Below are 26,748 nucleotides of genomic sequence, written 5' to 3'. Positions count from 1 at the left end.
GCGAGCAGTGACGAAGCTGCTGACGGTGCTCGCCGTGGACGACGAGGCGCCTGCTCTCGACGAGCTCGCTTATCTTCTCGGCAGGCATCCGTGCATCGGCGACGTGTTTCGCGCCGGCGACGCGACTTCGGCACTGCGAGAACTCAATCTGCGCACTATCGACGCGGTGTTCCTCGACATCAACATGCCTGGCCTGTCCGGGATCGAGCTGGCCGGCGTACTCGCGAACTACGCCCACCGACCCGCGATCGTGTTCGTCACCGCCCACGACGACAAGGCCGTCGCCGCGTTCGACGTCGGCGCGGTCGACTATCTGCTCAAGCCGATCCGCGAGCATCGTCTCGACGAGGCGATCCGCCGCGTCGTCACGACCCAGGTGGCACCGGCGCCCACCGAAGAGCAGGAACCGGAGTCCGACGTCGTCCCGGCCGAACTCGGCGGCGTCACCCACCTCGTGCCACGCGACAGCATCGGTTGGATCGAAGCCGAAGGAGACTACGCCCGGCTTCATTCCGCATCTGGCTCGCACCTGGTGCGCATCCCGCTCAGCACGCTCGAAACCCGCTGGCGCGACCACGGTTTCCAGCGCGTGCACCGCTCGTATCTGGTGGCGCTGCGACTCGTCACCGGGTTGCGCACCGCCGAAGGTGCGGTGCTGGTGCGGCTGCGGGCCAACGGCTCGTCCCCGGCGGTCGAACTTCCCGTGAGCCGGCGGCAGGCGCGGGAGCTGCGAGACCGCTTGGTGCGCAACCCGATGCGCAGTCTGCGGCCGGCGGGGAGCGCCGATGACGAGCGGTGAACGTCCGCAACGTCAGCGGGTGGTCCTGGCCCACCGGCGCGGTGCTCGGATCGTCCGCACCCGCGTCGAGGTGCAGGAGCAGACTCAGGTGGGCGATGCGCTGGTGCGTGGCCTGGTGCGCGCGCAGCTCGGTCTGGCGTTGCGGCTCGCGGCTGTGGTCGTCGTGTTGATCGGCGCCATCCCGCTGTTGAACGCGGTGTTCCCGGACCTCGCCGCGATCACCCTGTTCGGCATCCGGCTGAACTGGCTTGTCCTCGCCGGGCTGGTGTATCCGTTGCTGTACGGCATCGGTTGGTTCTACGTTCGGCTGGCCGAGCAGGGTGAGCGCGATTTCGTCGGCGTCGTCGACGCCGAACCATGACAGGCTCCCCGTTGACGGCCGCCGCGTTGATCGCGGCTGCTGTCGCCACTGTCGCGATCGGCGCCTACGGTGTCCGGTTCTCCCGCACCACATCTGACTTCCTGGTCGCGTCACGCACCGTTGGCTCACAGTGGAACGCGGCCGCGATCTCCGGCGAATACCTCTCGGCAGCATCGTTTCTCGGGGTGGCCGGGCTGATCGCCAAGTACGGAGCGGACGCACTGTGGTATCCGGTGGGCTTCACCGCGGGCTATCTCGGGCTGCTGTTGTTCGTGGCCGCGCCGCTGCGGCGTTCGGGCGCCTACACCGTCCCCGATTTCGCCGAGTTCCGCCTCGGCTCCGCACGGTTACGCAAGGTCGCGATGATCGTCGTCGTGGTGGTGTGCATCTTCTACCTGGTGCCGCAATACCAGGGGGCGGGGCTGGCGCTGAAAACCCTTCTGGGCACGCCGGTCTGGCTGGGTCCGCTCGCTGTCGGCGCGATCGTTATCACCAACGTCGTGGCGGGAGGCATGCGCTCCATCACGTTCGTGCAGGCGTTCCAGTACTGGTTGAAGCTGACCGCGGTCGCGATCCCCGCGCTCGCGCTGGCCGGCCTCTTCCTGACCGACCGCGGCGGTGAACTCGGCGGGCCGCTGCCGCCCACCGTGCAGCAGGACACGACGGTGGCGATCGAGACCGACGTCGTCGTCCAGGTCGCCGAACCGGCCGGGATCACGGTGACGGGGACGCTCGACGACCGGCCCGTCGACAATGCAGCGATCGGTCCCGCGGGCGAGCACACGCTCGGCGCGGGCAGCACCCTGTCCCTCGCCTCCGGGGCAGCCACTCCCGTGGTCGCGGGAACGCCGAGCGCAGGCGGTGATTGGATCGCGTCGGGCGGTGGGCTCGGCGGCGGTCATCCCTTGTTCCAAGTGTTGTCCATCATGGTGGCGACGTTCCTGGGGACGATGGGGCTGCCGCATGTCCTCGTCCGCTTCTACACCAATCCGGACGGCCGGGCGGCCCGGCGAACCGCCCTGGCGGTCATCGCACTGCTGTCGCTGTTCTACCTGTTTCCGACGCTGCTGGGGGTCTTCTCGAGGCTCTACGTGCCGCAGTTGCTGATCACCGGAACCGCCGACGCCGCTGTGCTGTTGGCGCCGGGATCGGCGATCGCCGGACCGGTCGGGCAGTTGCTCGCCGCACTGGTGGCGGCCGGCGCGATCGCCGCCTTCCTGGCCACCTCGTCGGGGCTTCTGGTGAGTTTCGCCGGGGCGCTGGCCACTGACGTCCTTCCGGGCCGGGTGCGGGACTTCCGGGTGGCGGCGGTGGTCGGCGGATTGATTCCAATTCCGTTGGCGCTGGCAGCCTCTGGCGGCCTGGAGTTGTCCCGCAGCGTCGGCCTCGCGTTCGCCGTCGCCGCATCGACGCTGTGCCCGTTGCTGGTGCTGGGCATCTGGTGGCGCGGCCTGACCGCCAAGGGTGCCATGTGGGGGCTCGCCGTCGGAGGGCTGCTGTCCGGTGTGGCGGTCACCGTAGCGGTCGCGGGGGGCGTCTCGGAGGACGTGCTCGGCGGCTGGCCGGCGGTGTTGATCGGCTATCCCGCGGCGGTCAGTGTGCCGCTGGCCTTCGCGACGATGATCGTCGTCAGCCGGTTGACGCGCGCGACGGTGCCTGCCGATGTAGCGCAGACGTTCGCGCGCATGCATGTACCGGAGAATCTCGGCATGGTCATCGAGCGCATGCCGCGCGCGTAAGCCCGCCGCTCGTCGTCGCCCACCGACCGTTCACCGCACGCTCCCCCGGGTTCACCGTGTGACCTGCGCTGACGCGGGGTATGTGACCTGTATCTCAACTACGTTTCCCCGAGAGCCGGTTCACATGAGTCAGGAGCGTGAGATCAAGGTGTCCGAGACAGAACTTCCGGTCAACCCGGAAGCCATCAGCGGCGAACGCTATCTAGAAGTCCAAGCCAGTCCCGAGTTCCAGGAGCTGCGAAGCAGGCTGCGCCGCTTCGTTTTCCCCATGACCGCCATCTTCCTCGTCTGGTACGGCATCTACGTGGCCCTGGGCGCCTTCGCCCACGACTTCATGGCCACCAAAGTCTGGGGCGACGTCAACGTCGGCCTGATCATCGGCCTGGGGCAGTTCCTGTCGACGTTCGTCATCACGGGTCTCTACGTCCGGTTCGCCAACCGCGAGCTCGACCCGCGCGCCGAGGCGCTGCGCACCCAACTGGAGAGTGAAATCAAATGACCACCACCATTTTTGCCGCCGAGACAGTCGGCAATCCGGCGGCCAACATCGGCATCTTCAGCCTCTTCGTCGTCGTGACGATGATCGTCGTCATCCGGGCGAGCAAGAAGAACGCCACGGCTGACGAGTTCTTCACCGGTGGCCGCGGCTTCTCCGGCCCGCAGAACGGTATCGCGATCGCCGGCGACTATCTGTCCGCCGCAAGCTTCCTCGGAATCGCGGGCGCCATCGCCGTCTACGGATACGACGGCTTCCTGTACTCGATCGGCTTCCTGGTCGCCTGGCTCGTCGCCTTGCTGCTCGTCGCCGAATTGCTGCGCAACACAGGCAAATTCACGATGGCCGACGTGCTGAGCTTCCGGCTCAAGCAGCGTCCGGTCCGCCTCGCCGCGGCCACGAGCACGCTGACGGTGTCGCTGTTCTACCTGCTGGCGCAGATGGCCGGCGCCGGCGGCCTCGTCGCGCTGCTGCTCGACGTCACCAGCAAGAGCGGCCAGGCGATCGTCATCGCCGTGGTCGGCATCCTGATGATCGTCTACGTCCTCGTCGGCGGCATGAAGGGCACCACCTGGGTGCAGATCATCAAGGCCGTCCTGCTGATCGCGGGCGCGGGCCTCATGACGATCATGGTGCTCGCCAAGTTCGGCCTGAACTTCTCCGAGATCCTCGGCTCGGCGCAGTCGGCGATCAGCGGTGCCACCACCGAAGGCGTCGCCGCGCGCGACGTCCTGGCCCCCGGCGCGCAGTACGGCGGATCGCTGACGTCGCAGATCAACTTCATCTCGCTGGCGCTGGCGCTGGTGCTTGGCACCGCGGGCCTGCCGCACGTGCTGATGCGCTTCTACACGGTGCCCACTGCCAAGGAAGCCCGCCGCTCGGTGGTGTGGGCGATCGCGCTGATCGGCGCCTTCTACCTGTTCACGCTGGTGCTCGGCTACGGCGCGGCTGCCCTGGTCGGCCCGGACCGCATCCTCGGCGCGGCAGGTGGGGTGAACTCGGCGGCCCCGCTGCTGGCGTTCGAACTGGGCGGCGTGATCCTGCTCGGCATCATCTCGGCGGTCGCGTTCGCGACGATCCTCGCCGTCGTCGCCGGTCTGACGATCACGGCGTCGGCGTCGTTCGCGCACGACATCTACGCGTCGGTCCTGAAGTCCCACAAGGTCACCGAGGCTGAGCAGGTGCGGGTTTCGCGCATCACCGCCGTCGTGCTCGGCGTCCTGGCGATCGGCCTCGGCATCCTGGCCAACGGCCAGAACGTCGCCTTCCTGGTGGCGCTCGCGTTCGCGGTCGCCGCGTCGGCCAACCTGCCGACGATCATCTACTCGCTGTACTGGAAGCGGTTCAACACCCGCGGCGCGCTGTGGAGCATGTACGGCGGGCTGATCTCGTGCATCGTGCTGATCGTCTTCTCCCCCGCGGTGTCGGGCAGCAAGACCGCGATGATCCCGGGTGCGGACTTCGCGTGGTTCCCGCTGGCCAATCCCGGCATCGTGTCGATCCCGCTGGCATTCATCCTCGGCATCGTCGGAACGCTCACCTCGCCGGACCGCGGCGACCCGAAGATCAACGCGGAGATGGAGGTCCGTTCGCTGACCGGCATCGGCGCCGAGAAGGCGGTCGCGCACTAGTCAGTTCCCGCCGAAACGGAATTCCAGCAGGCAAAAGTCGAGAAGACACCTGCTGGAATTCCGTTTCGGGCAGTAGGTGGTTTTACTCAGCCGCGACGCAGCGGACCGCGTCGAGAATTGAGGCATGAGCGCAGCCACGCTGTTCCCACGCCCGGCCGAGGTCGAGGCCAACACCCCGGCCGACCGTGACCGGGCCATCGACGTCATCCGGATCACCGCGCTGGTCGCGGTCGTCGCCGGCCACACCGTGATGGCGACCAGCATCATCCGCGACGACGTGTTCATCTGGAGCAATCTGCTGACCGCAGTGCCGGTGTTCCAGGCGCTGACGTGGGTGTTCCAGATCATGCCGCTCTTCTTCTTCGCCGGCGTCGCGGCCTCGGTGCAGTCCTGGCAGGCCGGCAGCAGCTGGGGCAACTGGCTGATGCGCCGGTGTACCCGGCTGTATCGGCCGGTGTTCTACTACCTCGCGTTCTGGGCCGCGGCCCTGTCGGTACTGCGCTTCTTCCTGCCCGTCCACGTCTACGAACCGATCGCGGGGATCGCCACCCAGCTGTTGTGGTTTCTGGGGGCGTACGTTCTTGTTCTCGCCGCGGTGCCGGCGTTGGCCCGCATCACGACGACGAGCCGCTTTGTCACGGCAGTCGTGGCCGCCTATGGCGCCGTCGCGTTCGTCGACGTCATCCGGATCAACACCGAGACGCCGACGATCTTCGGCTATCTGAACCTGTCGATGTGGTTGATCCCCGGCATGTTCGGCGTCGCGTACCGGCGCGGACTGCTTCAGCCGAAGGCCGCCCTGGCCGTCGGTGCCGCCATGTTCGCCGTCAACGTGGCGCTCGTCGCGTACGGACCCTACGAGCTGAGTCTCGTCGGCATCGAGAGCCAGCAGCTGAAAAACATGTCGCCGCCGTCCCTTCTCCTGGCCGGGCACGCAATCATGATGTGCGCGTTGGCAATCGCTGCAGCGCCGGCGATCACCCGGTGGGCGCAGAGGCCGCGGGTGTGGTGGTTGACGGTGATCGGCAACTCGGGCGCGATGACGCTGTATCTCTGGCACATCCCGCTGCTGCTGGGCATGCACCTGGTGTTCGACTACCTCGGCTTCCCGCGCTTCGACCCGTCCGCAGCCGATTTCGTGACGTTGTCGCTGGTGCAGATGATGGTGATGCTGGTGGCGGTCGGCACCGCGTTCGTGGTGCTCCGTCCCCTGGAGAACGACCCGCTCCCGTTCTGGGAAGGCGGTTTCGTCGGTGGGCCCGGTCCGCGCAGCGCCGCCGTCGGAACGCTGCTGTGCGTCGCTGGGGCGGCGACGCTGGCGTCGGTCGGCTGGGGGTTGAAGGACCTCGGCGTGTACCTGACCGCGGCGATGGTCATCGCGCTGGTCGCGGCGAGGGCGCTGGCGACAGATGCGATGTCGGGTCGCGCGATATCGGCCGGGTGACTTTCACGCCGAACGGCAGTGTGCATCCCTACTAGGCGAAATAGTGTCGATGTCAACGGCAGAGGCGGCGAGAGGACAGCATGGCACGCGCGATGCGCAGCGACGGACCGGTTATCGACATTCACTGCCACCGCGAATGCGGCCCCGCCAACGACCTGATGGCCGAGGCTGCCCGCGCCGCGGGGAAAGTGGCGCTGGGGCACGGCAACCCCGTCACGAAGGCGGTGAACCGCCGCCAGCTCGAAACGATCCGGCCGAAGATGGACCTGCTCGATGTTCGGATCGAGGACATGGACCGGATGGGCGTCGACATCCAGGCCGTCGCGGTCGCTGTCTACCAGTACTACTACTGGGCGGACCCGGAGCTGGGCGCCAAGGTCTCCCGCATCGTCAACGAGGAGTTCGTCGAATCGACCTCCGCGTACGAAGGCAGGTTCCTCCCGTTCGGTACCGTGCCGCTGCAGGACACCGAGGCGGCGATTCAGGAATTGCGCTATCTCGCAGGCGAACTCGGGATGCGCGGCATCGAAATCGGCACACACGTCGAAGGCGAGGAGATTTCCAGCGAACGGCTCGCGCCGTTCTGGGCCGAGGTCGAGAAGCTGGGCCTCGTCGTCGTCATCCACACCCAGGGCGCCACCCACGCGCAGCGTCTCTCAGACCACAACTTCGTCAACATCATCGGCCACGCCTTCGAGGCGACACTGGCCACCGCGCATCTGATCTTCGATGGTGTCGTCGAGAAGCACCCGAATCTCAAGATCGTCGTCGTGCACGGCGGCGGGTACCTGCCCGCCTACGCGGGCCGGATCGACCACGGCTGGCGGGCGCGTGAAGACGTCGCCGAGAACGTTCCGCAGCTGCCGACGAGCTATCTGAAGAAGTTCTTTTTCGACACCATGGTTTTCGAACCCGGCCAGGTCGAATACCTCTCGGCGCTGTACGGCGCCGACCACGTCGTCCTCGGGACCGATTACCCGTACGACATGGGCGACGACGACCCGCTCGCGTTGTTGGGTGCGTGCACCGGGCTCAAGCAGGAAGAGATCGATCTCATCGCCGGCGGCAACGCGGCCCGACTGCTAGGACTCGCATGACCCTCAAGGCACATGGCACCGTCGGCCTCGCGATCATCGGCTGCGGCACCGTCGGCCGCATCCGTGCGGTGCTGGCCCGCGAGTATCCCGGCATCGGCTGGCTCGGGCTCTGTGATGTCAACGAGCAGACGCTGAAGAACCTCGCGGCCGACACCAACGCCGACTTCGCCACCACCAACCTCGCCGAACTGCTGGCGCGGCCCGAGGTGGGCGCGGTCATCGTCGCCACCGACGAGCAGGAGCATGTCGACCCGATCCTGCGGTCGGTCGAACTCGGCGTCCCGATGTTCATCGAGAAGCCGCTGGCGACCGACCCCGCCGACTCCGCGCGGGTGCTGGCGGCGATCGCGGACGCCGGGGTGGACGCCGTCGTCGGCTATACCCAGCGGTTCCGCCGACGGTTCCAGACAGTCAAGCAGCGCTTGCGCGACGGCCAGATCGGCGACGTGACGACGGTGGTGACACGGGCATTCATGAATCGGATGGTGCCCGAGGCGACGATCCGCAAGGTCAGCGATCCGACCGGCCTGACACCGATGGTGGTGTCGGGAACACACAGCCTCGACATGAGCATGTGGCTGATGGAGGGCACCAAACCCGTCGAGGTGTATGCCCGTTCGACCGATCGCACGCTCGGCCCGATCGGCACGAAAGACGGCACGTCGGGCATCTTCACGATGGACAACGGGATCGTGTTCAGCATGAACATCAACTGGGCGCTGCCGACGCAGTGGCCCGGTGCGGTGTACGGGCTGGAGGTCGGTATCGTCGGCACCCGCGGCGTCATCGACATCGAGGACACCCACCGCGACGTCATCCTCGCCTCCGAGATCGGCCAGCCCGCCGGCTACAACAGCCGGGGCTTCGAGCCGCCCGCGCCGCGTCACGTCGACTTCGTCGGCAGCTACCCACCCGGTGACGTCTCCGACGGCATGCTGTGGGGACCGATGCGCGAGGAGACCACCACGTGGTACGCCCGCGTGTGCCGTGGCGTCGAAACCCCGCATGCCACCGCCGCCGACGGGCACTCAAATCTGTTGAACACCATGGCGATGGACCTCTCCGCGAAGACCGGCAAACCTGTGTCGCTGCCTGTCACACCGGACGAGCTCATCGCCGGACTCTCCTGAAAGGACCCCCACATGCGTCAGATCAACCTCGGGATCATCGGCACCGGCTGGTGCGGCGGCATCCGGGCGGCCGCCGCGTCGCGCCATGCCCTCGTCGGCGAACTGCACGTCGCCGAGATCAATTCCGAACGTCTGAACGAGATCTCGGCACTGACCAACCCAGCGGTCGCGACCCGCCGCTGGGAAGACATCATCGAGAACCCCGGGATCGACGCGGTCGTCGTGTCGGCCACACCTGAGCATCTGCACCATCCGATGACGAAGGCAGCGCTGGAGGCGGGAAAGCATGTGCTGCTGGAGAAGCCGATCGCAGTGACGCTCGACGAGGCCGACGAACTCATCGACCTCGCCGACTCCCGCGGCCTCAAGCTCACCATCGGCTATTCGCAGCGGTTCAACTCCAAGCAGGCGATGATCAAACGGTCCATCAACCAGGGCTCGCTCGGCGATGTCACCAGCATCCTGTTGTCCCGGCACATCACTCGTTCACTCGGTGCGAAGATCTCGTCGCGCACCAAGCTCTCCCCCGCCGCGATGGAGGCCACCCACGACCTCGACTTCGCGTTCTGGTGCTTGGAGCCGCGCCGGCCGGTGCGGGTGTACTCACAGAACGCGTGGGGCGTGCGCAAGGACACCCTCGGCTGCCCCGACACGCAGTACATCGTCGTCACGATGGACGACGGCGTCGTCGTCACCGTCGGGGCCGGAATGTCCTTGCCACCAGGCTATCCCAACGCGTCGACGACGTGGATGGAGGTGATCGGCACCGAGGGCGCGATCCTCGCCGACGCGAGCCACCGCGACATCGTCCTCAATACGGTGTCCGACGGCGTGCAGTTCCCGCTGTCGACGATGCCCGGCGAGTTCGTCGACCACGTCTACGCCGGGCCGATGGAACGGGAGACCACCCATTTCATCGAGGCCGTCGCGCTGGACCGGCCGGTGATGGTCGACGCGCACCTGGCCCGCGTCACGATGGAGGTCTATCTGGCGGCCGACCTGTCGGCGGAGCGCAACCAGGTCGTGGAACTGCCCCTGTCCCGAGAGGACGTGAACGAGGCACTGGGCGCGGCACTCTCGGGCGCATGAGCCAGGAGTGGTGGCCCGAGCTCGCGCCCCGGGTCGAGGCATCGCGTGCCCCGAAGCCGTCGACCCTGTGCGTCGACGCGCACACCCACCTGTCCGTCAAACCCGCTGCTGCCCTGGCGAAGCCGTTCTTCAAGCCGGAGTTCGAGCCGCGCTCGCTGTTCTCGTCGGACGAGACGATGCGCTACAACACCGAATACCGGGCCAGCGAGCTGAACACCGCTCAGTTCGAGGACGCCGAGCAACGGCTTTCCGACATGGACGCCCAAGGCGTCGACGTCCAGGTGCTGTCCGTCCCGCCGACGGAGTACTTTTACTGGCTGCCGCCTGACGACGCGCGCCGGGCCAATAGGATTCAGCATGAGCGCTTCGCGGAGGTCGTTGCGAAGTGGCCGGACCGCTTCGCCGCCGTCGCGAACGTACCGATGGAGCACCCGGAGCTCGCCGTCGAGGTGTTGCGGGAGGCTCACCGCGACTTCGGTTTCCGCGGTGTGGAGATCAGCGCAGACGTGCTCGGCAAGGACCTCGACGATCGGCGGTACGACCCGGTGTGGGAGGCCGTCGTCGAACTCGGGATGACCGTCATTCTGCATCCGCAGGGCTTCACGCACGGCCAGCGGTTCTCCGACTACTACCTTGTCAACGTCATGTGCATGCCGCTGGCGTCCACCGTCGCCGTCACGAAGATGATTCTCGGCGGCGTGTGGAACCGGCATCCGGACCTACGACTGCTGGTCGTGCATGGCGGCGGGTACCTTCCGTTCTACGTCGCCCGCACCGACCATGCGTGGCGGGTGCGGCCCGAATTGCGCCATCACCTCGCGGTGCCGCCGAGCGAAGTGCTACGGCGAATCTACGTCGACACCAATGTCTTCGACACCGGCATGGTCGAACACCTGGTTGCCACCTTGGGCGCCGGGCATGTGCTGATGGGCACCGACTACCCGTTCGACATGGGTACCGTCGACCCCGTCGGGTTCCTCGCCGACGTCGCGCTGTCCGAGGACGACAGGGCGTTGATACTCGGCGGAAATGCCTCGCGGCTGTTCGGAATCGACACGGTCAGAACATGACTCGTCTCGGCGTGGACACACTGACGGAGTTCGCCGCCGCAGTGCTGTGCGCCGTCGACGTTCTGCCCGAGCACGCTGCCGTCACCGCGACCCGCCTCGTCGAGGCCGATGTCCGCGGGCGCACCGGTCATGGCCTGATCCGGCTTCCGTCCTACGTCGCGCGGGTCAGAGCCGGCGGAGTGAACATCCGACCCGACATCGTCATCCGCCACCAGACATCGGTGTCGGCACTCGTCGACGGGGACAACGGACTCGGGCAGGTCGTGATGACGCGGGCCACCGAACTCGCGATCAGCAAGGCCGGCGAATCCGGGCTTGCGTGGGTGGGCACCGTGCATTCCAACCACGCAGGCGCGGCAGGGCTCTACGCGCAGATGGCCGCCGACGCGGGCATGATCGGCATGTACTTCGCCGTCGCCAACGCCAACGGCATGCCGCCGTGGGGCGGCACCAACCCCCTTCTCGGCACCAACCCGATTGCGATAGCGATTCCCGCGCAACCGAATCCGTTCGTCCTCGACATCGCCACCACTGCGGCGTCGCACGGCACCATCAAGGTCGCGGCGCAGAGCGGCTCCCCTATGCCCGTCGGCTGGGTCAACGACGCGCAGGGCAACCCGATCACCGACCCGGCACGCGCCCACGAGGGATTCCTGCTGCCGATGGGCGGCTACAAGGGTGCGGGCCTCACCATCGCGATCGGCCTGCTGGCCGGCGTGCTGAACGGAGCGGCGTTCGGCGAAGCCGTCGTCGACCACCGCCAGGACAGCGTCACGCCGACCAACACCGGCCAGGCGATCCTCGTGTTGCGCGCCGACCTGTTCCGCCCTCAGGGCGAGGTGCTGGCCGACCTGAGCCACCACCTCGACGCGCTGAGGACGTCCGGAACGATCGACGGTGGCCTGGTTCGTCTGCCCGGCGACGCATCGGCGACCACCCGCGCCACCAACGAAGAACGTGGGATCGAGCTACCCCCGACTCTTGCCGACGATCTCGACCGACTCGGCCTCGACCTCGGCGTCGGACCGCTCATGAAGGAGAACGCATGAAACTGGTCACCTTTCGCAGGGACGGCCTCACCGCGATCGGCGTCGTCGACGGCGACGAAGTCGTTCCGTTGGCCGTCGATCCTGAGCTGCCTACGACGATGGTCGACTTCGTCGCGCTCGGCGCGGAAGGCCTGCGACGGGCCGGCGATCTCGTAGCGACTGCGCCTCGCCTGCTGCTGTCCGACGTGCACATCGCCGCGCCGATCCGCCCGCGCAACAACGTGATGTGCGTCGGCAAGAACTACTACGAGCATGCGGCCGAGTTCGCGGGCAGCGGCTTCGACGCGTCGCAGAAGCAGGTCGTCCCCGACGAACCGGTGATCTTCACCAAGGCGCTGTCGTCGCTGGCCGACCCCGGCGACCCCGTCACCGTCAGCAAGGACCCGACCGGAACCAGTGACTACGAAGGCGAGCTCGGCGTCGTCATCGGCCCCGGTGGCCGCCACATCAGCGAGGCCGACGCATTCGACCACGTGTATGGCTACACCATCGTCAACGACGTCACGATCCGCGAACTGCAGAAGAAGCATGTGCAGTTCTTCATCGGCAAGAGCGCGCACACCTATTGCCCGATGGGGCCCTACATCGTCACCGCCGACGAGGTCGACGACGTCGGCGCGCTGCGGCTGCAGACGCGCGTCAACGGCGAATTGCGCCAGGACACGACGATCAAGCACCTGATCTTCGATATCCCGCGGCTCATCTCGGCGATCTCGGTGGCTGTCGCGTTGGAGCCCGGCGACGTCATCGCGACAGGAACACCCGTCGGCGTGGGGCTCGGCTTCACACCACCGAAGTTCCTGGTGCCCGGTGACCTGATGGAGGTCACGATCGACGGCGTGGGCACCCTGCGCAACCCCACGGCCTAGCCGCGAATCTGAAGATATTCACGCGTTCTGCCCCGGAATGCGTGTATATCTTCAGTTTCGGCGCCGGCATATCAGAGATGGAAAGTGCGCGGGACCCTCTCCGGTCCCGCGCACTTTCCACATCAGCGGGTTAGGAGACCGCCAAAGCTCCGATGTTCTCGAAAGTCTTGAACACGTCTGCCTTCGTGACGGCCACGTCGGCGTCGGACACGTCGCGCGGGAACGGCAGCGACACCTTGATGTCGTCGGCGAGTCGGCCGCCCTTGGCGAACACCAGGATCCGGTCGGAGAGCTCCACGGCCTCGCCGACGTCGTGCGTCACGAACACGACGGTCTTTCCGGTCGACGCCCAGATGGTGTGCAGCTCGGCGCGCAGGGTCCGGGACGTGATCGCATCGAGGTGCGAGAATGGCTCGTCCATGAACAGCACGTCGGGTTCGGTGGCGAATGCCCTGGCGATGCCGACACGCTGCTGCATACCGCCCGATAGCTCACCGGGATACTTGTCGCCCTTGTCGCCCAGTTGCACCATCTCCAGATACCGCTGGCAGCGCTTGCGGGTCTCCTCGGAGCGGTCCTTCTGCACGAACAGCATGTTGTCCATCACCGACCGCCACGGCAGCAGCCGCGCGGCCTGGAACACGTACCCGGCGCGTGCCGGTTTGCCGTTTTGCGTGATGCTGACCCGACCGCTGGTCGGGGTGTCGATGCCGGACAGGATGTTCAGCAGCGTCGACTTGCCGCAGCCCGAGGCGCCGACGATGGAGACAAACGCGTGCCCGCTGATCTCCAGGTTGACGTTCTCCAGCGCGATCACCTTGTCGGCACCAAGGCCGAATTCCTTATGCAGGTCGGAGACGACGATGTCAGCCATTGGGGTTCCTCCGCGGATCGTTGTGGTCGGGTTTGGTTGCCTTATCGGTTGTTTCGTCCGGCAGCCCCTTCGGGCCCTCGGTGGCCAGCGTGATACTGCCGAGCGCGGCCCCAGTGGCGGTGCCTGCCGATTCAGCGGCCTTGACGGCGACCTTGGCCGGCCCGTCGAAGCGTTCCTCGACGACCTCGGCGGAATCGACTGCGGGCCGCCACTTGAAGAGGCGCTTGGAGAGCTGGTCGAACATGAACTTCTCGAAGACCAGCGCGAAAACGACGAACAGCAGCGCGTAGCCGATCACGCCGTAGGCGCGGTGGGCGTCGTACCAGAACTTGATCGTCCACCCGGCACCGTCCTGGCCGCCGAACACCTCGGCGACAACGAGGCCCTTCCACCCCAGCGCGAAGCAGTAGCGGGCCGCGGCGAACAGGAACGGCATCAGCGACGGGATCAGCACCTGGCGGATCACCCGGTCACGGGGCACGCCGAACGCCCGCGCCATGTCGAACAGATCGGTCGGTGTGTTCCGCACGCCCTCACGGACGTTGATGATGACGAACGGCACGCCGGTCAGCACCACGGTGATGATCGGTCCCATGTCGCCGAAGCCGAAAGCCAGGCTGCAGAACAGCGCCCATGCCAGGTTCGGCATCGCCAGGATGGCGACCACCCAGTCGTTGAAGAACGCGTCGACGGCCTTCGACAGACCCATCGCGATGCCGATGACCGTTCCGATGATCAGCGCGATCACCATACCGATTGCCAAACGTTGCAATGAGATACCGAACGTGACGTACATGTTGTGCGGAGCGAGCGTGTCGCCCCGGATCTCGTCGGCCATGAAGCTGAACACCTGGCCCGGGGTGGGCAGCACGTCGACGGCGAATGGCCAGATCGTCGTGACGATCTTGATGGCCACGAGCCAGAACACGAGACAGACGATCGGGAACAGGATGCGGCCGGTGAGCGAGCTGCGCTTGAGCTTGCGCCAGGCCTTCGCCAGCGGTGACGGCGGCGGCGGGCCGACGTACTTGGAGGCGGGTGCACTGTCGATGACACTCATGACTTGAGCTCACCTCTCCACGAGAAGAACCGGCGTTCAATGGATTCGAGGACGACTTTGTCCAAGAACAGCGCCACGAAGTAGAAGGCGAGAATCCAGGTCAGGAACTCGTCAAGCCGGAACAGCTGTGTAGCCGTGCGCATCTCGAACCCGATACCCTGGGATGCTGAGAACACCTCGGTCAGCACCGTGACCTTCCACGCGATCGAGAAGCCGAACCGAACCGCGGTGAACGTGAACGGGGCCAGGTGGGGAAGGACGATGTGCCGGTTGCGTTTCACCACACCGACGTCGAACGCCTTACCCATGTCGTTGAGGTCCTTGGGCAGTGACTTGATGCCCTCGGAGATGTTGACGGTGATGATGGCGAACGTCGTCAGCACGATCGCGATGATCGGGCCGGCCGTGCGGTTGCCGAAGATGATCGCCGTGATCAGTGCCCAAATGAGGCCGGGTGTCGTCACGCCGATGGTGACCGCGTCCCGGAAGAATCCGTTGAGGAAGCGGTTCTGCATCAGGACACCGATGCCGATGCCGACGAAGAATGCGATCGTGAAGCCGATTCCGATGCGGGTCAGCGTCGTCGCGAAGGCGCCGGGCACTTCGCCGGAAGCCCATAGCCTGCCGAAGGTTTCGAACACGGTCGAGGGGCCGGGCAGCAGGCGCTCGTCCATCAGGTTTCCGGACGCGAGCTCCCAGATCCCCAGGAAGAACACGTAACCGGCAAGCCGCCAGCCCCATGTCGTGATTCTCGCTTTGCGTTTGGCCGCACGAACGATGTCCTCTTCGCTCGTCCGCGTCGGCGGCTTAGGTGGTGACTCCAACGTCGTGGACACTGTCGCCTCTCGTATCGGGGGGTGGTGCCGGAGCCGGCCGAAGAGCCGGCCCCGGCGGAGGGGTCACTGCGTCTTGACGGCCTCGAAGCGTGGCGTCGGCGCATCGGCGGGCAGGTAGTTGGCGTTCTCGGGATTGAGTTCCTTCATCAGGTTCCAGATCTCGGTCTCGACGGGAATCCAGTCCTTCTCCATCGCGACGGTTTCGACGAACCAATCGTTGTCACCGGAGATGAAGTTGGTGATCCAGTCGATGTCCTCTTGCGACTCGACGGAGAAGTGCTGCGGGTACTTCTTCACCACGTCGGCCTTCTGTTCCTGGAACATGTCGATGCCGCGTTGCCAGAGGTCGAGGAATTTCACCGCAAGGTCCTTGTTGGCGTCGTACCACTCCGCGGTCGCGGTGAAGTTGTTGCCGAGCACGTGCTTCTGGTCGTCGCTGTTAGGTGCGAACTCCTTGTAGAGCTGGAACGGCAACTGGCCGCCGTACATGATCTCGAGCTCACCCTTGCGCAGCTGCGGAACCGCTGCCTCGGGGATCACGGCAGCTGCCTCGCAGTCGCCACGCAGAAGGTTGGTCGGGTTGACGAAGTGGTCGTTGACGATCAGCTGGAAGTCGCCGCCACCGACGCGGTAGTCCAGGTTGTGCATCTGCTTGGCCAGCACGGTCCAGAACGCGGTGTTCGACGTGGGACCCGACACGCAGATCTTGGAGCCCTTCGGGATGTCCTCGAGCGTCTCGTACGGATCGCCTGCCCGCTTGAGCAACGGCACGCGCTGGTAGTTGTACTTGCCGAACGTGACGGTCTTGATGCCGGTCTCCTGCTCCAGCACCGGGGTCTCCTGGGTGGACATCGACACGATGTCGCCGTGGCCGCCTGCGAAGTAGGTGAACTCGTCCCACGTCGTGCTGGTCTCGATCTTGACGTTGTTCTCCTCCTCCCACTTGGCGAGCTCTCCGGAGTCGGTGAGCAGATCCCACACGGGGTCGGGGGCGAACGCGAAGCGGATCACCTGCCCATCACCGCTTTGCGCCGAATCGCCGCCGCCACCGCAGCCGACGACTAGCGACAGCGCCAAGCCGGCGGCCGCCGCTGCGCGAAATTTCTTCTTGACGGTCACTGGCGCTCCTCCTGCTGTCGTGCACATCCGCCGTCTTTGGCAGATGCCAACTGTGACATGTGCCACTCAGTACAGTGCCACCCCGCGGCAGGGCCTATGTCGTCGCACGTGAATTTCTCGTCAACTCGTTGTCGCGGCCTGTGACGTCGTCATCCAGTGCCCATGCGGGCTGACGTATCGCGTGATCCCGGCAGCCGGGATATCGCGTCGCACGCCACTGATCTGGGGTGGGTGCCGGCCGTCTACTGGACTCACCTATCCGTCGCGATCTGGAGGAATTCATGCGACTCGGCTACTTCTCGATGCCGCTCCATCCCGCGGGCCGCAGCTGGTCTGAAACCCTGCGCGAAGATCGGGAGGCGGTGATCCTCGCCGACAGACTGGGCTTCCACGATGCATTCATCGGCGAGCACCTCACCGACCGGCACGAGAACATCACCAACAGCCTCGTTTTCCTGGCCACGCTGATCACCGACACCGAACAGATCCGCCTCGGCACCGGCACCACCAACCTGTCCCAGCAGCATCCTGTTCTGGTGGCGGCGAACTCCGCGATGTTCGACCACCTCTCGGACGGCCGCTTCATCCTCGGGGTAAGCCCGGGCGCGCTGCCCTCGGATGCCGAGGTGCTGGGCATCCTCGACCAGGACCGCAACGAGATGTTCGCCGAGTCGATCGACATCATCACCGCGATCTGGGAGAGCGAGCCGCCGTACGCGCTCGTCAAACCCGGTGGCCGGTGGCCGGTGACGACCGAGAAGACCTACGACGACGAGATGGGGGTCGGCATGCTGCCCAAACCCCTGCAGCAGCCGCGCCCGGAGATCGTGGGGACGGTCGTCGCCCCGTTCTCGAAGGGTGTCATCGCGATGGGGGCCAGGAACTTTCACCCACTGTCGGCGAATTTTCTTCTGCCGCAATGGGTTGCCACGCACTGGCCGAACTACCTGCAGGGCAAGGAATCGGTCGGCGAGACTGCTGACGTCTCGGACTGGCGGGTCGCCAGGACGGTGTTCGTGGCCGACGATGAGGCGACGGCCACGGCCTATGGCGGTGACGACGCGAACAGCCCCTACCGCTACTACTACTCGAAGATGTTGTTCAAGATGCGCAAGATCGGGCGCCTCGAGCTGTTCAAGTCACGCCGCGATCAGCCGGACGACGAGGTGACGCTCGACAGTGTCCTCGACCAGCTGGTGATCACCGGAACCCCGGAATCGGTGGCGGAGCAAATCCTTGAGTTCCGCTCGCAGACAGGCGACTTCGGTGAGCTCGTCTATGCCGGCCTGGACTGGGTGGACCCGGATCTCGCGCGACGGTCGATGGAGCTGATGGCCGAGAAGGTCATGCCCATGGTCTCAGCGGGATGACCTCGGAGGCCGAACGCCTTCCGCTGCCCGCCACGCTGACGCCGGCCCAACAGGAGGCCGTCGATCAGATCACGGCGGGGCCGCGGGGAGCGCTGATCGGGCCGTTCGTACCGCTGCTGCGGGCACCGGAGTTGATGACTCGGCTGCAGCTCGTCGGCGAGTACCTGCGCTACCGGTCCGTGACGCCGCCCGCGTTGCGCGAGATGGTGATCTTGCTGGTGGCCCGGGACTGGGACCAGGAATACGAATGGGGTCACCATGTCGGGATCGCCCGCGCCGCGGGCCTGGACGACGATGTCATCGACGCGATCGCCCACCGCTCCGGACCCTGCGGCCCTGCCGCCGAGGTGGCCGTGTGGCGCTTTGTCGACGAGCTCGTGCGCTATCACCGTGTCGACAACGCCACGTACCAGAGCGTACTCGCCGTTCTCGGCGAGGAGGCACTCGTGGAAGTCCTTGTCACCGTGGGCTACTACACCACCCTCGCGATCACGATGAACACCGCCCAGACCGCGGTACCCGCCGAGTACGAAAGGCTGCCATGAGCACCAGCACTCCCTATGTGTTTCTTCACCCCCTCGGCGCAGACAGACACTTCTGGGATCCGGTGCGCGCCGAACTCGACGGACCGTCGGTGGCGCTGGACCTGCCGGGACACGGGCAGGCATCGCCTCCGCCGCTCGGTGCCGACATCACCGCCTACACGGAATGTGTTGTGCAGCAGATCAAACAGGTCGGAGAGCCGGTCCATCTGGCCGGCATGTCGCTGGGTGGGCTGGTGGCGATCGAGATCGTGTCGAAACACCGGGAGCTCGTCGCGTCGCTGGCATTCGTCGATGCCGTTGCCGTCTACCCGGAAGCCATGCAGTCGATGTGGCGGGATCGGGCTCGCACGGCCCGCGAGGGCGCACTCGAGACTCTCGTCGATCCGATGGTCGCGATGTGGTTCACCCCGGAGTTGGCGGCGTCAGGCGACGCCAGGGTCGAGCAGGCCCGCGCGACGTTCGCGGCCACCGACCCCGAGGGTTACGCACGATCATGCGACCTGTTGGCGACAACAGATCTCAGCGATCAGATCCCCACTCTGGACGTCCCGGCGATCGCGGTGTGCGGAACCGACGATGCGCCGCCGTTCCTCGCCGCGGCCACGTGGTTCGGCGAGGTGACCGGCGCACCGGTGCATCTGATCCCGGGCAAGCACGCCTGCGTGGTCGAAGCACCCGAACAATTCGCCGCGGTGCTGAGGTCGACCGCGCTCAATCCTCGGTGACGACGGGCAACAGCCTCATGAGCCGCGCCGCGACCTGAAGTTCAGTGCGGCGTTCGCTCATCGAATGCCCAAGCAGCTCTTCAGCTTTGTGCAGCCGGTTTCGCACTGTGTGCTCGTGCAGTTGCAGGTGTTCGGCGGCCGCGACGTGCGATCCGAACCGGAACGATGCCTCCAACGTCTCCCGCAGCCGGGCCGCCTCGACGCTGTCGAGCGCCAGCGGGCCCAGCTCGCGCTCCACGAACAGGCGGGCCTGCCGGGGATCTCGCATCAGCAGGATCTCCAGGCCGACGTCGTGGTGGTGCACAACCGACGGCGACCCAGGCCGATCCCAGGCAGCGCGGATCCGTTCGGCGTCCAGCGCCTCCGTCAGCGTCGCACGGAAACCCTCGACGCCGACGTGGGCTTCGGAGATCGAGGCGGGGACACTCGCTTCGACCAGCACGCCATCGAGCGCCTCAAGTGCAGAACGCTTCCACTCCCCGATCCGTCCCAGCCACACGACTGTCGAGCTGAGCGTCATCGGGTAGACGAGCGAGGACTGACAGCTCACGGCCGCACGCATGCCGACCGCCAGCTGCGCGGCCGCCCCTTCCGCGACTGTCGGCAACAGCACGGCGATGTGCCGGCCGGTCAGGTCGTAGGTCAGGATCGCGGCGTCGGATCCCGACAGCGCGTCCCCTTCGCCTCGCAGGATGTCCCTGACCAGGCTGCGGCGCATGTGTGCACGAGACCTGTTGAGCGCCTCGTAATCTCGCGTGTAGGTCTCGGCGACCTGGGAGGCCACGAAATCCTGATATCCGAGCACCGTCTGGGTGAGCAGCTGGTGGGCCAGCGTCGCGTCGTCGCGGCCGATGTCCCGCGCGACGATGAGGTCGCGCAGATAGGCATCCCACGCCTCCCACATCGTGAAGAAGCTGATGCGGTAGGACCGTTGCATCGACTTCTGCGGAATACGCAGCTGCGCCTGCACTTTCGCAAACGACAGCACCTGTTCGAGGTAGACGTCCTCGAGCGCGATCTCGCCGGCGATCACCGACCGCAGGCACCGCGCGTTGGCGCGGGTGCTGGCCGTCAGATGCTCACGGAATTCCTCGTCCTGAGCGTGGTTCGGGAAGGCGATCGCCACGCACCTGCCGATGATGCCCTCGACAAGGCGGTCGACGTCGAATTCGTTCGCCACCGCACGCAACCAGTCCGGTAGCGGGCGGTCGTCGCGCCACAGACGCAACGGCTCTGGCATCGGCACCTCGGGCGCCGACCCCTCCTGACTTTGCTCTACAGCCATGGACATCGTTGTTCACCTTGAGCTGGTCGAGTGGACTGCCGTCGATCCTAGTCCGCGCACGGCCCCTGATGGCCGGTCGACTTCAGACGTCCTCGACACGGCCGCTCATCGCCGACCGCGTGATCGCCTCGAATGTGCGGGCATTCCCGACCATCTCCTCGTAGGGCACTGGGTATTCGATCTCACGCCGGGCAGCTCTGGCGAAGGTCTCGATGTTCTCTCGGACCGACGAGTGCGGAGGGTAGAACTCCGATTTCGGGCTCTGGCCGCGGCGTTGCTGCACCACATCCCACCCCTGCGGATCCTCGGGGTGGTTGCGGTCGCGGATCTCCATCCAACCCTCCGAGCCGAGCAGCGTCACCCGGCCGACAAACGGAGTCGTCAAGATCGCGGTGATGAGCGCGGTCTGCCCCTTCTCGAAGGCGAGGGTGATGGCGAGGGTGTCGCCGTTGGCGAACGCCGTCGCCTGCGTGGACAGCCGGGCCCACACCTGCGTGGGCGTGCCGAAAATTCCGATTGCCAAGTCCACCAGATGGATTCCGGTCGCCGATAACGGGCCGACCGGCGCGTCGACGGCCGAGAGACGCCAGTTGTCGGGCGCCAGGTCGAGGAACTTGTCCTGGCTGAAGTTGCCTTCGAAGACCAGCGGTGCGCCGAGGTCGCCCTCGGCGACACTGCGCCGCAGCGCGACGACGGCGGGTTCGAAACGGCGCTCGTGCCCGATGCCGAGCTGCACACCCGCCGCGGTCACTGCATCGACGGCCCGCACGGCGTCGGCTCCCGACACACTCAGCGGCTTCTCGCAGAACACGTGCTTACCGTGGGCTGCGGCCGCGATGATCTGGTCGGTGTGGAACTTGTGCGGACTGCACAAGATCACCGCCTCGACCGACTCGTCCGCCAGGACGTCACCGAAGTCCGACCTCACCTCGGTGAGCCAGGGCCGCACTGCTTTTCGCGCATCCGCATCGACATCGACACCGACGACGACGTCGACGACCTCGCTGTCGGCGAGGTCGGCAACCATCTTGCGTCCCCACCATCCGAGCCCGACGACCGCTGCTCTGACCGCATTCTCGACCACGTCATCAGTCAAGGGGAGCCGGCAACACCGCGCATTGTCTGCCGACGTGAACTTCGCAGGCATACCTGCCGCATTCCGTGAGTGATTGTGGCGGGCCATCGACGTTGAATTGGCAGACAACCCAGATGGGAGCAAGGCATGACGCAGGATTTCGTGACGGCGGCCGAAGCGGTCGACGTGGAGGAGTTCCGTCACGTCGTCGGGCATCTGGCCAGCGGCGTGACGATCGTGACGACGCGGGTCGACGAGCGCGACCACGGGATGACCGCGAGTTCGGTGACCTCGCTGTCGATGGACCCGCCGATGATGCTGGCCTGCGTCAACAATGCCGTGCCCACCGCGACCGCGATCGAGCGCAGCGGGCGCTACACCGTCAACGTGCTCGGTCAGGCCCACGGCGACCTCGCCTACCAGTTCGCGTCACCACGCCAGGACAAATTCGCCGGAGTCCGGGTCGAAAGAGGCACCGCAGGGGTCCCGATGCTGTCCGATGCGATCGCGTCGCTGGAGTGCGAAGTCACCGAACAAGTCGTCGGCGGAACGCATTCCGTGTTTCTTGGCCACGTGATCTCCGCTATCGCGCGCGATGGGGCACCACTGACGTACTTCCGCGGCGGGTTCGGCCGCTTCGAGTTCGAACGCAACGACCGGGCCTATGAGAAAGCCCGCGACATGGTGCTCAGCCGGGTCTTCGCCGCAGGCCAGGTCATCTCGGTCGACGAGATGGCCGACAACCTCGACGGCGACCGGTCCAGGGCGTTCTATGCGCTTACCAGGCTGGCCGCCGACGGGCTGGTGCGCAGAGACCCGGAGCGCGGCTACGTCATCGCCCCGTTCGACGTGCGGACATCGGACGCCACCTTTGAAGCCCGTCTGATGATCGAGTTGGGAGTCATAGACTGCGTGATCGGTCGTGCCGATCCCGCGCTGCTGGCGGTGTCCCGCAGGCACCTCGACACCATGTCCCAGCATCTCGTCGACGACCATTTCGAGGATTTCCACGCGTATCTGGACGCCAACTACGCCTTCCACGAGTCAATCGTGGCGCTGTCGGCCAACCCATTGCTCATAGCGTCGTTCAGCTCGCTGAGCATCAAGAACGTGATGGCGCGCAGCTTCGGCAACACCGCGCAATCGTCGGCGGCGTTCCTGCGGGTGCAACGGGACCTGCTAGAAGCACTCGAGCGCAACGACGCGCCGGGCGCCCGCGCGGCGGCGCGCGAATACTGCGACATGGCCAAGGCCCGCACCCGACAACTGCTGACGCTGACCGGCGGGCAGGTCTGACCTAGCCGCTCTTGCGGCGGAACTCCCGGCGGTTCTCGACGGGGCCGTGGGCGCCCTTCGACTGCTTGGATCCGCCATCCTTGTGCGCGGACCCTTTCGCCGCATTGGCATTCTTACGCTCAAGAGCCTCGCGGAACTTGCGCTTGTTGTCGTCCTCGGCGGGCTCTGCGGACTCATTCGATGCCATGCCCGCAGCGTAGTCCCGCGGGGCCGAATTCGAGCGCTTCGCGCTCAGCGCTTCCCCGGGGGCATGCCATACACATGGGCGATCGGCAGTGTCATGAGCACCCGGCGATCGTCGACCATCGCCCTGCGGTAGTCGTCCCAGTCCGGGTGCTCGCCGGAGAGCTTGCGGTACAGCTCGACAAGACCTGCGACGGTGTCGTCGTCGGGGTTGGCCGCCGGCGGCGTGAGGACGGCGTCGCCCTCGGCGACGACGTAGGCCCAACCGTCGTCGGAGCTGACGTGGATCGCCGCGCGCGGGTCCCGGCGCAGATTGCGCGTCTTGGCTCTCGGTTCGGTGACCGACACCGAGATCGTCAGGCTGCGCGCGTCGAAGTGATAGGCGACGTTCGACAGCTGGGGTCTGCCGTCGCGTTTGACCGTGGCCAGCACCCCCAGCGTGTTACCCGCGAGCAGCGCCAGCAGCTTGTCGTCGAAGACATCGCGCGTCATGCAACGAGCCTACGACTTTCGCAGGTCTGGAAGGATCGATGGAGTGGGCCGATTCACCTCGATCGACGGCAACGTCCTGGACGGCGTCTCTGCCACCACGCTGTGGACTCTGCGCAATCGCGCCGAGGAGGCGAAACGCTCCGACGGGGTGATCCGCGACCCGTGGGCGATCACCCTCTTGGACGCCATCGACTACGACTACGACAGGTTCGGTCGGGCGGGCCAACCGCATGGTCTGCGCGCTCTGGCGTTCGATGCCGCCACCCGCGATTACCTGGCGCAACATCCGAAGGCATCTGTGGTGGCACTCGCCGAGGGGCTGCAGACCAGTTTCTGGCGCCTCGACCGCGACGGCGTTGTCACCGACTCTCACTGGTACTCCATCGACTTGCCTCCCGTCATGAAGCTGCGTGCCGAACTCCTTCCCGGCGACGAGCGCATCGCCTCGTTGGCCCAGTCGGCGCTCGACCTCAGCTGGATGGACCAGGTGGACTCGACCGACGGTGTGTTCATCACCGCCGAGGGGCTGCTGATGTACCTGCCGCCCGACGAGGCGCTCGGGTTGATCCGCGCGTGCGCCCAGCGCTTCCCCGGCGGCGCGATGATGTTCGATTCGATCCCGCCCTGGTTCAGCCGGCGCACATTGCGCGGTATGAAGCTGTCCGGCCGCTACACCGCGCCGCCGATGCCGTTTGGGCTGACGGCCGACGAGGCGCTGGCACTCGCCGGGCGTATCCCCGGGGTGACGTCCGCCCGGGACGTCATGATGCCGCCTGGCCGTGGGCTGTTCAAGCTGGCAGCATTGCCGCAGCTGGATCGGGGACTCGTGCACCGGACCCGCCCGAGCATCACTGTGCTGCAGTTCGGGTCATGACGAGCATCAGGAGGCGATACCGATGACGGAGATCGACAAACACACTGCCGACCTCACCGGGGTGCCGGAGACCGCGTTGATGACACTTCAGGTCCGGGCCACCGAGGCCCGCAGGCCCGATTCGATCATCGACGACCCGCTGTCGATCCACCTGATGGACTCCATCGATTTCGACTTCGGCAAGTTCGGCATGCCGCGTCGCCAAGATATGGCGTTGCGCGCGTTGATGTTCGACAAGTGGACACGGCGCTATCTGCGTGACCACCCGAAGGCGACCGTCGTCGCGCTGGCCGAGGGACTGCAGACCAGCTTCTACCGCCTCGACGCCGACAGCCCGCAGAATTCCGGCATCGGCCACGACTTCGCCTGGGTCACCGTCGACCTGCCGCCGATGATCGACCTGCGCCGCAAACTGCTGCCGGCCTCGGACCGCGTCAAGCTGATCGCACAGTCGGCGCTGGACTTCAGCTGGATGGACCACATTGACACCGGCGACGGTGTTTTCATCACCGCCGAGGGCTTATTGATGTATCTGCAGCCCAAGGAAGCGATGGCGCTGATCACCGAATGCGCCGCGCGATTCCCCGGCGGGCAGATGATGTTCGACCTGACGCCGCCTGCGTTCTTCCCGCTGGCCCGCCGCGGCATGCGCACCTCGCGGCGCTACCGTGTTCCGCCGATGCCGTTCACGTTGTCGGTCGCCCAGGCCGCGGACCTCGTCAACACGGTGCCCGGGGTGCGCGCGGTCCACGACCTTCCGGCCGAGCGCGCCCGCGGCTGGCTGATCAACAGCCTGCTGTGGACGACCCAACGCATCCCGTTGCTCGACCCGCTCCGGCCGTCGACCACGCTGCTCGAGTTCGGCTGAGCCGAACATCAGGCTTGCGCGGCTGAGCCGAACATCAGGCCTGCGCGGCTAGCCGAAGGCCGACTCCACGTACCTCAGCGCATCCCCCTTGGCCACACCGAGTGCCCGCGCCGCGGACACATAGGTGTTGGCGGCGGTCGCCATCGCGGCGTCCGCCGGATCGGCTCGTGCCACGTATGTTCCGAAACGTCCCCTCGTCTCCAGAATCCCGGCGGCTTCCAACTCTCGGTACGCACGCGCCACGGTGTTCACTGCCAGGTTGATCTGACCAGCCAGTTCGCGGACCGTCGGAAGTCGGGTTCCCGGGGCGAGCTGCCCGTCCCGAACCCCCGCGATGATCTGCATCCTGAGCTGGTCGAAAAGCGGCCTGGCAGCGTGCGGATCTACGCGTACCCAATCCCCCAACTCGGCCACGTGCCCAGTATCACCCAAAGCCGCTAATTTAGTGGAGTGCAGGTGACGGTATTCAGTGGCGCGGGCATTTCCGCCGAAAGCGGCGTGCCGACGTTCCGCGACGTGGAGACCGGGTTGTGGGCCAAAGTCGATCCGTACGAAATCTCCAGCTCGCACGGCTGGCAGGCTCACCCCGACCGGGTGTGGGCGTGGTATCTGTGGCGCCACCACATGATGAGCGCCGTCGCCCCCAATAACGGTCATCGCGCCGTCGCCGCGTGGGAGGACTACGCCGACGTGCACGTCGTCACCCAGAATGTCGACAACCTGCACGAGCGTGCCGGCAGCAACCGGGTCTACCACGTTCACGGCAGCCTGTTCGAATTCCATTGTGACCAGTGCCGATCCGCGTTCCGCGGGCCCGTCCCGGACATGCCGGAGCCTGTCGAGTCGATCGATCCGCCGAGCTGCGACGTGTGCGGCGGGCTGATCCGGCCCAACGTGGTTTGGTTCGGTGAGCCGCTGCCCGACGACGCATGGCAACAGTCGGTCGATGCCGTCGTGGGCGCCGACCTCGTCGTGGTGGTGGGAACATCGTCGGTGGTCTATCCTGCGGCGGGCCTGCCGGAGTTGGCCGTCGCCAACGGGACGCCGGTCATCGAGGTCAATCCGGAGCCGACGCCGCTCACCCCGAGTGCCACCGTCAGCCTGCGAGAGACCGCAGCCACTGCTCTGCCGGGGTTGTTACAGCGCCTCCCCGCGCTGCTCGGCTAGCTGTCCACTGCCGAGCCCCTGCCGCGATGCTCCACACCAAATCGCCGAGAGGGCGGCGATATCCGCCACATTCCCGAGACACGCAGCCGCAGCGTCCAACTCGGCGAGTTGGACACGACGGCTGGCGTGTCGACCGCTTGAGCAGTACTCGACGACCGTGACGACACACTGGGCTCGAGCGTGCGCGGACCGCTTTCACCGGACG

At 66.3% G+C, this 26,748-nt stretch carries 28 protein-coding genes; 19 read left to right on the top strand and 9 right to left on the bottom strand.

Going from position 1 to position 26,748, the window contains the following annotated elements; genetic code table 11:
- Positions 1-7: 7 nt before the first annotated feature.
- The 12 genes from P9A17_RS16220 (at position 8) to P9A17_RS16165 (ending at position 12,774) form a co-directional block, all read left to right on the top strand.
- The gene (locus P9A17_RS16220; protein WP_278039650.1) at positions 8-799 is read left to right on the top strand and encodes a LytTR family DNA-binding domain-containing protein; all 792 of its coding nucleotides are present in this window, start codon (positions 8-10) and stop codon (positions 797-799) included.
- Positions 786-1,160 carry a hypothetical protein gene (locus P9A17_RS16215; protein WP_278039649.1) on the top strand — a complete coding sequence of 125 codons (375 nt, stop codon included), beginning with the start codon at positions 786-788 and terminating at the stop codon, positions 1,158-1,160. Before P9A17_RS16220 ends, P9A17_RS16215 begins: the two co-directional genes overlap by 14 nt.
- Positions 1,157-2,899 carry a cation acetate symporter gene (locus P9A17_RS16210; RefSeq protein WP_278039648.1) on the top strand — a complete coding sequence of 581 codons (1,743 nt, stop codon included), beginning with the start codon at positions 1,157-1,159 and terminating at the stop codon, positions 2,897-2,899. Before P9A17_RS16215 ends, P9A17_RS16210 begins: the two co-directional genes overlap by 4 nt.
- Positions 2,900-3,023: 124 nt before the next feature.
- Positions 3,024-3,398: a DUF485 domain-containing protein gene (locus tag P9A17_RS16205; protein WP_278039647.1), complete on the top strand. Its 375-nt coding sequence runs from the start codon at positions 3,024-3,026 to the stop codon at positions 3,396-3,398.
- Complete coding sequence (locus tag P9A17_RS16200; RefSeq protein ID WP_278039646.1) at positions 3,395-5,026, top strand: cation acetate symporter; 1,632 nt, start codon at positions 3,395-3,397, stop codon at positions 5,024-5,026. The genes P9A17_RS16205 and P9A17_RS16200 overlap by 4 nt, the downstream gene beginning before the upstream one ends.
- A 124-nt stretch (positions 5,027-5,150) precedes the next feature.
- Positions 5,151-6,470, top strand: coding sequence for an acyltransferase (locus tag P9A17_RS16195; protein WP_278039645.1), 1,320 nt, complete (start codon positions 5,151-5,153; stop codon positions 6,468-6,470).
- 80 nt (positions 6,471-6,550) lie between these two features.
- Positions 6,551-7,567, top strand: a complete 1,017-nt coding sequence (locus P9A17_RS16190) for an amidohydrolase family protein (RefSeq protein ID WP_278039644.1) — start codon at positions 6,551-6,553, stop codon at positions 7,565-7,567.
- A complete protein-coding gene (locus P9A17_RS16185) occupies positions 7,564-8,697 on the top strand; it encodes a Gfo/Idh/MocA family oxidoreductase (RefSeq protein WP_278039643.1) in 1,134 nt (377 codons plus the stop codon). The genes P9A17_RS16190 and P9A17_RS16185 overlap by 4 nt, the downstream gene beginning before the upstream one ends.
- Positions 8,698-8,709: 12 nt before the next feature.
- Positions 8,710-9,786, top strand: a complete 1,077-nt coding sequence (locus P9A17_RS16180) for a Gfo/Idh/MocA family oxidoreductase (protein WP_278039642.1) — start codon at positions 8,710-8,712, stop codon at positions 9,784-9,786.
- Positions 9,783-10,856, top strand: coding sequence for an amidohydrolase family protein (locus P9A17_RS16175; RefSeq protein WP_278039641.1), 1,074 nt, complete (start codon positions 9,783-9,785; stop codon positions 10,854-10,856). The genes P9A17_RS16180 and P9A17_RS16175 overlap by 4 nt, the downstream gene beginning before the upstream one ends.
- Positions 10,853-11,905, top strand: a complete 1,053-nt coding sequence (locus P9A17_RS16170) for an Ldh family oxidoreductase (RefSeq protein ID WP_278039640.1) — start codon at positions 10,853-10,855, stop codon at positions 11,903-11,905. Before P9A17_RS16175 ends, P9A17_RS16170 begins: the two co-directional genes overlap by 4 nt.
- A complete protein-coding gene (locus P9A17_RS16165) occupies positions 11,902-12,774 on the top strand; it encodes a fumarylacetoacetate hydrolase family protein (RefSeq protein WP_278039639.1) in 873 nt (290 codons plus the stop codon). The genes P9A17_RS16170 and P9A17_RS16165 overlap by 4 nt, the downstream gene beginning before the upstream one ends.
- A 130-nt stretch (positions 12,775-12,904) precedes the next feature.
- On the opposite strand, the gene P9A17_RS16160 is transcribed toward P9A17_RS16165, so the two are convergent.
- The 4 genes from P9A17_RS16160 to P9A17_RS16145 form a co-directional block, all read right to left on the bottom strand.
- Complete coding sequence (locus P9A17_RS16160; protein ID WP_278039638.1) at positions 12,905-13,648, bottom strand: ABC transporter ATP-binding protein; 744 nt, start codon at positions 13,646-13,648, stop codon at positions 12,905-12,907.
- Positions 13,641-14,708, bottom strand: coding sequence for an ABC transporter permease (locus tag P9A17_RS16155; protein ID WP_278039637.1), 1,068 nt, complete (start codon positions 14,706-14,708; stop codon positions 13,641-13,643). The genes P9A17_RS16160 and P9A17_RS16155 overlap by 8 nt, the downstream gene beginning before the upstream one ends.
- Positions 14,705-15,544 carry an ABC transporter permease gene (locus tag P9A17_RS16150; RefSeq protein ID WP_278039636.1) on the bottom strand — a complete coding sequence of 280 codons (840 nt, stop codon included), beginning with the start codon at positions 15,542-15,544 and terminating at the stop codon, positions 14,705-14,707. Before P9A17_RS16150 ends, P9A17_RS16155 begins: the two co-directional genes overlap by 4 nt.
- A 63-nt stretch (positions 15,545-15,607) precedes the next feature.
- Positions 15,608-16,663 carry an ABC transporter substrate-binding protein gene (locus P9A17_RS16145; RefSeq protein ID WP_278039635.1) on the bottom strand — a complete coding sequence of 352 codons (1,056 nt, stop codon included), beginning with the start codon at positions 16,661-16,663 and terminating at the stop codon, positions 15,608-15,610.
- A gap of 281 nt (positions 16,664-16,944) precedes the next feature.
- On the opposite strand from P9A17_RS16145, the gene P9A17_RS16140 reads away from it, so the two are divergent.
- From P9A17_RS16140 to P9A17_RS16130, 3 genes are read left to right on the top strand one after another with little or no spacing between them, the layout of a single operon-like run.
- On the top strand, positions 16,945-18,033 hold the full coding sequence (locus P9A17_RS16140) for an LLM class flavin-dependent oxidoreductase (RefSeq protein ID WP_278039634.1): 1,089 nt from the start codon (positions 16,945-16,947) through the stop codon (positions 18,031-18,033).
- Complete coding sequence (locus tag P9A17_RS16135; protein ID WP_278039633.1) at positions 18,030-18,578, top strand: carboxymuconolactone decarboxylase family protein; 549 nt, start codon at positions 18,030-18,032, stop codon at positions 18,576-18,578. Before P9A17_RS16140 ends, P9A17_RS16135 begins: the two co-directional genes overlap by 4 nt.
- Positions 18,575-19,303 (top strand): alpha/beta fold hydrolase, encoded by a 729-nt coding sequence (locus P9A17_RS16130; RefSeq protein WP_278039632.1) that lies wholly within the window; start codon positions 18,575-18,577, stop codon positions 19,301-19,303. Before P9A17_RS16135 ends, P9A17_RS16130 begins: the two co-directional genes overlap by 4 nt.
- On the opposite strand, the gene P9A17_RS16125 is transcribed toward P9A17_RS16130, so the two are convergent.
- Together P9A17_RS16125 and P9A17_RS16120 are read right to left on the bottom strand one after the other, a co-directional pair.
- Positions 19,290-20,594: a helix-turn-helix domain-containing protein gene (locus P9A17_RS16125; RefSeq protein ID WP_278039631.1), complete on the bottom strand. Its 1,305-nt coding sequence runs from the start codon at positions 20,592-20,594 to the stop codon at positions 19,290-19,292. The two genes, P9A17_RS16130 and P9A17_RS16125, sit on opposite strands and share 14 nt — an antisense overlap.
- 76 nt (positions 20,595-20,670) lie before the next feature.
- Positions 20,671-21,672 (bottom strand): Gfo/Idh/MocA family oxidoreductase, encoded by a 1,002-nt coding sequence (locus P9A17_RS16120; protein ID WP_278039630.1) that lies wholly within the window; start codon positions 21,670-21,672, stop codon positions 20,671-20,673.
- 138 nt (positions 21,673-21,810) lie between these two features.
- Between P9A17_RS16120 and P9A17_RS16115 the strand changes: the two genes are divergently transcribed.
- Positions 21,811-22,959 carry a flavin reductase gene (locus tag P9A17_RS16115; RefSeq protein ID WP_278039629.1) on the top strand — a complete coding sequence of 383 codons (1,149 nt, stop codon included), beginning with the start codon at positions 21,811-21,813 and terminating at the stop codon, positions 22,957-22,959.
- Between the two features lies 1 nt (position 22,960).
- Here the strand turns inward: P9A17_RS16115 and P9A17_RS16110 are convergent, their stop codons facing one another.
- Both P9A17_RS16110 and P9A17_RS16105 read right to left on the bottom strand, forming a co-directional pair.
- A complete protein-coding gene (locus P9A17_RS16110) occupies positions 22,961-23,146 on the bottom strand; it encodes a DUF5302 domain-containing protein (RefSeq protein ID WP_278039628.1) in 186 nt (61 codons plus the stop codon).
- Positions 23,147-23,190: 44 nt separating this feature from the next.
- Positions 23,191-23,634 carry a PPOX class F420-dependent oxidoreductase gene (locus P9A17_RS16105; protein ID WP_278039627.1) on the bottom strand — a complete coding sequence of 148 codons (444 nt, stop codon included), beginning with the start codon at positions 23,632-23,634 and terminating at the stop codon, positions 23,191-23,193.
- Between the two features lie 43 nt (positions 23,635-23,677).
- Here P9A17_RS16105 and P9A17_RS16100 point away from each other — a divergent pair, with 43 nt between their 5' ends.
- The gene (locus tag P9A17_RS16100; protein ID WP_278039626.1) at positions 23,678-24,508 is read left to right on the top strand and encodes a class I SAM-dependent methyltransferase; all 831 of its coding nucleotides are present in this window, start codon (positions 23,678-23,680) and stop codon (positions 24,506-24,508) included.
- A gap of 22 nt (positions 24,509-24,530) precedes the next feature.
- Positions 24,531-25,376 carry a class I SAM-dependent methyltransferase gene (locus tag P9A17_RS16095; protein ID WP_278039625.1) on the top strand — a complete coding sequence of 282 codons (846 nt, stop codon included), beginning with the start codon at positions 24,531-24,533 and terminating at the stop codon, positions 25,374-25,376.
- A 48-nt stretch (positions 25,377-25,424) separates the two neighbouring features.
- Here the strand turns inward: P9A17_RS16095 and P9A17_RS16090 are convergent, their stop codons facing one another.
- Entirely contained in the window at positions 25,425-25,790 is a 366-nt protein-coding gene (locus P9A17_RS16090; protein ID WP_278039624.1) for a GntR family transcriptional regulator, read from the bottom strand.
- 36 nt (positions 25,791-25,826) lie between these two features.
- Here P9A17_RS16090 and P9A17_RS16085 point away from each other — a divergent pair, with 36 nt between their 5' ends.
- Entirely contained in the window at positions 25,827-26,543 is a 717-nt protein-coding gene (locus P9A17_RS16085) for an NAD-dependent deacylase (protein WP_278039623.1), read from the top strand.
- Positions 26,544-26,748 lie beyond the last annotated feature (205 nt).

The sequence above is a fragment of the Mycobacterium sp. 236(2023) genome, assembly GCF_029623955.1.
GTDB lineage: Bacteria > Actinomycetota > Actinomycetes > Mycobacteriales > Mycobacteriaceae > Mycobacterium.
This window is presented reverse-complemented; position numbering and strand designations above follow the sequence as displayed.